We start from the raw sequence: 5,280 nt of genomic DNA, 5'->3' as shown, positions 1-5,280 counted from the left end.
GGGCCTGCTTGCATCTCGGTTGCTGACCCACTGCCATCGCAGGCAAGCCAGCTCCCACAGTGGTTTTGTGCAAGGTTTGAACAGGGTGTCGTCGGAGATTTCCCACGTGTTGTCGCGCTGTGCGTGAACTTGTTGGACGGTCTTGGGGTGGCTAGTCTTTGGCCTGTCGCTGCAAATTCAGTGACAGGGCGTAGGAACCCTTTTATGTACCCTTGGCGTCATAGCGCCACCGTCTGATTGCGGCGTTTTTTTTGTGCCCGTACTATCAGTCGCGGCGGCTATGCGCGGGCACGTTTCGACGTGGCTGAGATCCCTGGGTACTCGGTTCCTACCCCGCGTATGGCTGCCACCCATGCCCGTAGGAAGGCTGTTGGCAGCTCCTGTTCATACCCGGAGTTGTCCCAATGCAATCACTTACCCCTGATCCACCGATCACACCCAAAGTCTTCACCCGCCACCATCACCAGCTGCACGCTGTGTTGATAGACAACCAGCCATGGTTCAGCGCCTGCGACATCGGCCACCTGATGGGCCTGCACCTGAACCCTGCGTTACTGCGCAAGCTCGATCCCGACCAACAACTCACCCTGCCGCTGATCACTCATGGCCACTGTGCGCCGACGTTGATGGTCAGTGAGTCTGGCGTTTATGCGCTGCTTATCTACCACTACTACCCGGAGAATCGGTGCCTGCGCCAATGGTTGACCCATGAGGTGGTGCCAGCCCTGCGCTGACAGCAAAAGCCACACAAAGCTGGTGGCAGAGTTGCCGGTTTTGCTCCAGCGCAAATGATCGTTCCCACGCTCTGCGTGGGAATGCCTCCTGTGACGCTCTGCGTCACGACCTCAACAGCGGGACGCAGAGCGTCCCGGGCTGCATTCCCACGCGGAGCGTGGGAACGATCACAACACAAAACAAATGTGGGAGCTGGCTTGCCTGGGATAGCGGCAGGCCAGTCAACATCTTCGGTGACTAACACTCTGCTATCGCGGGCAAGCCAGCTCCCACATTAGGTTTACGGTGTAGCTCTGGATCAGAACGCCGGCAGAATCGCGCCTTTGTACTTCTCAAGAATGAACGCTTTCACTTCTGGCGTGTGCAGGGCTGCAACCAGCTTCTTCACCGCGTCCGAATCCTTGTTGTCGTCGCGGGTCACCAGGATGTTCACGTAAGGCGAGTCGTTGCCTTCGATCACCAGCGCATCCTTGGATGGGTCCAGCTTGGCTTCCAGGGCGTAGTTGGTGTTGATCAGCGCCAGGTCGACCTGGGTCAGCACGCGCGGCAGGGTGGCGGCTTCCAGTTCGCGGAATTTCAGGTTTTTTGGGTTGCCGCTGATGTCCTTGATGGTCGACAGGATGTTGGTCGGGTCCTTCAGGGTTATCAGGTTGTGCTTGGCCAGCAGCAACAGGGCGCGACCGCCGTTGGTGGCGTCGTTCGGGATCACGACGTTGGCGCCGCTTGGCAGGTCTTCCAGCTTTTTGTACTTGCTGGAGTAGGCGCCCAGTGGCTCCAGGTGTACCGCGGCAACGCTTACCAGGTGAGTGCCCTTGGTTTTGTTGAACTCATCCAGGTACGGCTGGTGCTGGAAGAAGTTGGCGTCCAGGCGTTTTTCAACCACCTGTACGTTCGGCTGCACGTAGTCGGTGAAGACTTTGACCTGCAAATTAACGCCTTCTTTGGCGAGTGCAGGCTTCACGAATTCGAGGATTTCCGCGTGGGGCACCGGCGATGCAGCGACTGTAATAGTCTCGGCAGCATGGGCAGAAAACGCGGCAACGGCGGCGAAAGCAACCAGTAGTTTTTTCATCCAACAAGCTCCTTGTTCGGGCATGTGCCGGCGGGGGCCGGCAATGGCGGTTATTTTCGAGAGTAGTGTGTCACCAGCTTATCGCCGATGGTTTGCAGAATCTGTACCAGCACAATCAACATCACGACGGTGACGACCATCACGTCGTCCTGGAAACGTTGGTAACCATAGCGGATCGCCAGGTCGCCCAGCCCGCCAGCACCCACGACGCCTGCCATGGCGGTGTAACCCACCAGAGCAATAGCGGTGACGGTGATGGCCGCAATGATGCCGGGTTTAGCCTCTGGCAGCAGTGCCTTGGTGATGATCTGCCGAGTGGTGGCGCCCATGGCTTGAGTCGCCTCGATGATGCCGCGATCCACCTCGCGCAATGCGGTTTCCACCAGGCGCGCGAAGAACGTCGAAGCGCCCACCACCAAAGGTGGAATCGCGCCGGCCACACCGAGCGAAGTGCCGGTGATAAAGATCGTCGTAGGGATCATCACAATCAGCAGAATGATAAACGGCAGAGAGCGTATGGCGTTGACGATAAATGCCAGCACGCCATAGGTGGCTTTCTGCTCGAGCAACTGACGTGGGCTGAACAGAAACAGCAGAACGCCCAGCGGCAAGCCAACCAGTACGGTGAACACCAGCGAGGTGCTGAGCATCAGCATGGTGTCGCCGGTGGCAACCCAGATGTCGGCCCAGTCAACTTTGTCGAAGTAATGCAGTAACACGTCCATTAACGCAGGACCTCCATATGCACATCGGCTGCGGTAAAGCGGGCGAAGGCCGCTTCCATGTCACCGCCGGTGATGGCCAGGGTCAGTTGCCCGTAGGGGGTATCTTTGATGTGGTCGATGCGACCGGCAAGGATGCTGTAGTCCACTCCCGTTTCGCGGGCGACGGTCCCCAGCAATGGCGCGTAGGTCGCTTCGCCCTGGAACGTCAGGCGCACGATGCGGCCCGGTACATGGGCAAACACATCACGCTGCTCGCCTTCATCGACTTGCTCGGCTTCTTGCACAAAGCGCTTGGTGGTCGGGTGCTTGGGGTGCAGGAACACCTCGGCCACCGAGCCTTGCTCGACGATCACGCCGGCGTCCATCACGGCGACCTGGTCGCACACGCGGCGGATCACGTCCATTTCATGGGTGATCAGCACGATGGTCAGCTTCAACTCGCGGTTGATCTCGGCCAACAATTTGAGCACCGAGGCGGTGGTCTGCGGGTCGAGGGCGCTGGTGGCTTCGTCGCACAGCAGAATTTTTGGCTTGGTCGCCAGGGCGCGGGCGATGCCGACGCGCTGCTTCTGGCCGCCGGACAACTGCGCCGGGTACTTCTTGGCATGGTCCGACAGGCCCACGCGGGCGAGCAGTTCAGCCACGCGCAGGTCGATGTCTTTACGCGACAATTCGCCGGCCAGGGTCAGCGGCAATGCCACGTTGTCGGCAACGGTCTTGGACGCCAGCAGGTTGAAGTGCTGGAAGATCATCCCCACTTGCTGGCGAAAACGGCGCAGGCCGTTGGCGTCCAGGGCGGTGACTTCCTCACCGTCGACGTTGATCTGACCGCCGCTTGGCTGCTCCAGGCGATTGATCAGGCGCAGCAGGGTACTTTTGCCCGCACCGGAGTGGCCAATCAGGCCGAACACCTGGCCGTTTTCGACGCGCAGGCTGGTGGGGTGCAGGGCGGGGATTTCCTTACCGGCGACGCGGTAGGTTTTATGGACGTTATGAAACTCGATCACGTAGCGAACCTTGTGGGGCGCATTGAAAAGGGATCAGCGGTTAGCCGGGCGCGCATTTTAGCCTGTCCGTATAGCGTTTCTTAGCATTTATTTCGCATTCAACCAGCGATTTGGCAATAACGCGATCAAAGGTCATAAAAAAGGAACGGCCCAAAACCCCATCAGTCACTACTTAAGCAACTCAATTTCCCAGGTGCCGTGCCTGGGGGTTTGCTCAAACGAGCCGGGGACCGCTCTGGCCACTTTGAATAAGGAGTTTTGACTGATGAGTACCAAGAAGCCAGCCACCCCGCCTAAGAGTGAGCTTGCGGGCACCGATACCCTGGACCGTGGCAACACCAACGCCAAGCTGCAGGCCCTGGAAGAATTTCGCTCCGATGCGACCGGCCAGGCGCTGCGCACCAACCAAGGCGTAAAGATTTCCGATAACCAGAACACCCTCAAAGTCGGCGCCCGTGGCCCCTCGCTGCTGGAAGACTTCATCATGCGTGAAAAAATCACGCACTTTGACCATGAGCGTATCCCGGAGCGCATCGTGCATGCCCGTGGCACTGGCGCCCATGGTTATTTCCAGACCTATAAGAACCATTCTGCGCTGAGCAAGGCCGGGTTCCTGCGTAACCCGGAGCATAAAACCCCGGTGTTCGTGCGCTTCTCCACCGTGCAAGGCCCGCGTGGTTCGGGCGATACCGTGCGTGACGTACGCGGCTTTGCCGTGAAGTTCTTCACCGACGAAGGCAACTTCGACCTGGTGGGCAACAACATGCCGATCTTCTTCATCCAGGATGCGATCAAGTTTCCGGACTTTGTGCATGCGGTAAAACCTGAGCCACATAACGAGATTCCTACCGGTGGCTCGGCCCACGATACGTTCTGGGATTTCGTCTCGCTGCAGCCGGAATCGGCGCATATGGTGCTGTGGGCCATGTCTGACCGTGCCATTCCAAAAAGCCTGCGTTCCATGCAGGGTTTTGGTATTCACACCTTCCGGTTGATCAATACCGAAGGCAAGTCCAGCTTTGTGAAATTCCATTGGCACCCGAAAGTCGGCACCTGCTCGCTGGTGTGGGACGAAGCGCAAAAGCTTGCCGGTAAAGACACCGACCACCACCGTCGCGACCTGTGGGAAGCGATCGAGGGCGGCGACTACCCTGAGTGGGAGTTGGGCGTGCAAATCGTTGCCGAAGAGGACGAACACAAGTTCGACTTCGACCTGCTTGACCCGACCAAGATCATCCCCGAAGAGCTGGTGCCGATAACCCCGCTAGGCAAAATGGTGCTTAACCGCAACCCGGACAACTTCTTTGCCGAGGTCGAGCAGGTCGCCTTTTGCCCAGGCCATATCGTGCCGGGTATCGACTTCACCAACGACCCGCTGCTGCAAGGCCGTCTGTTTTCCTACACCGATACGCAGATCAGCCGACTCGGTGGCCCGAATTTTCATGAGCTGCCGATTAACCGGCCGGTCACGCCTTTCCATAACGGCCAGCGTGATGCCCAGCACCGCACCGTGATCGATAAGGGCCGTGCGTCCTACGAGCCGAACTCGATTGATGGCGGTTGGCCCAAAGAAACGCCAGCGGCGGCTCAGGATGGCGGGTTCGAGACTCATTACGAGCGCGTTGACGCCAACAAGGTACGTGAGCGCAGTGAGTCGTTTGGTGACCACTTCTCGCAAGCCACGCTGTTTTTCCACAGCATGAGCCACCACGAGAAAGAGCACATCATCGCGGCCTACAGC

The 5,280-nt window shown here is 58.7% G+C and carries 4 protein-coding genes and 1 pseudogene; 2 read left to right on the top strand and 3 right to left on the bottom strand.

The genetic code is table 11. From position 1 onward, the window contains the following. Positions 1–404: 404 nt before the first annotated feature. A pseudogene (locus FEM54_RS23620) lies at positions 405–731 on the top strand (BRO-N domain-containing protein); the annotation flags it as partial. A 302-nt stretch (positions 732–1,033) separates the two neighbouring features. Here FEM54_RS23620 and FEM54_RS23615 read toward each other — a convergent pair. From FEM54_RS23615 to FEM54_RS23605, 3 genes are read right to left on the bottom strand one after another with little or no spacing between them, the layout of a single operon-like run. Beyond that, positions 1,034–1,807: a MetQ/NlpA family ABC transporter substrate-binding protein gene (locus FEM54_RS23615; protein ID WP_138453347.1), complete on the bottom strand. Its 774-nt coding sequence runs from the start codon at positions 1,805–1,807 to the stop codon at positions 1,034–1,036. Positions 1,808–1,857: 50 nt separating this feature from the next. Continuing rightward, the gene (locus tag FEM54_RS23610; protein WP_017139104.1) at positions 1,858–2,532 is read right to left on the bottom strand and encodes a methionine ABC transporter permease; all 675 of its coding nucleotides are present in this window, start codon (positions 2,530–2,532) and stop codon (positions 1,858–1,860) included. Beyond that, positions 2,532–3,539, bottom strand: a complete 1,008-nt coding sequence (locus tag FEM54_RS23605) for a methionine ABC transporter ATP-binding protein (protein WP_017139103.1) — start codon at positions 3,537–3,539, stop codon at positions 2,532–2,534. The genes FEM54_RS23610 and FEM54_RS23605 overlap by 1 nt, the downstream gene beginning before the upstream one ends. Positions 3,540–3,804: 265 nt before the next feature. Between FEM54_RS23605 and FEM54_RS23600 the strand changes: the two genes are divergently transcribed. Further along, the coding region (locus tag FEM54_RS23600; RefSeq protein ID WP_138453346.1) for a catalase at positions 3,805–5,280 on the top strand (1,476 nt) is incomplete at its 3' end.

The sequence above is a fragment of the Pseudomonas edaphica genome (assembly GCF_005863185.1).
Classification (GTDB): Bacteria; Pseudomonadota; Gammaproteobacteria; order Pseudomonadales; family Pseudomonadaceae; genus Aquipseudomonas; species Aquipseudomonas edaphica.
The sequence above is the reverse complement of the archived record's forward strand: the minus strand, read 5'-3'. Positions and strand labels throughout refer to the sequence as shown.

Coding starts and splice junctions, on each gene's coding strand:
- FEM54_RS23615 (WP_138453347.1), bottom strand. CDS start 1,807: ATGAAAAAACTACTGGTTGCTTTCGCCGCCGTTGCCGCGTTTTCTGCC.
- FEM54_RS23610 (WP_017139104.1), bottom strand. CDS start 2,532: ATGGACGTGTTACTGCATTACTTCGACAAAGTTGACTGGGCCGACATC.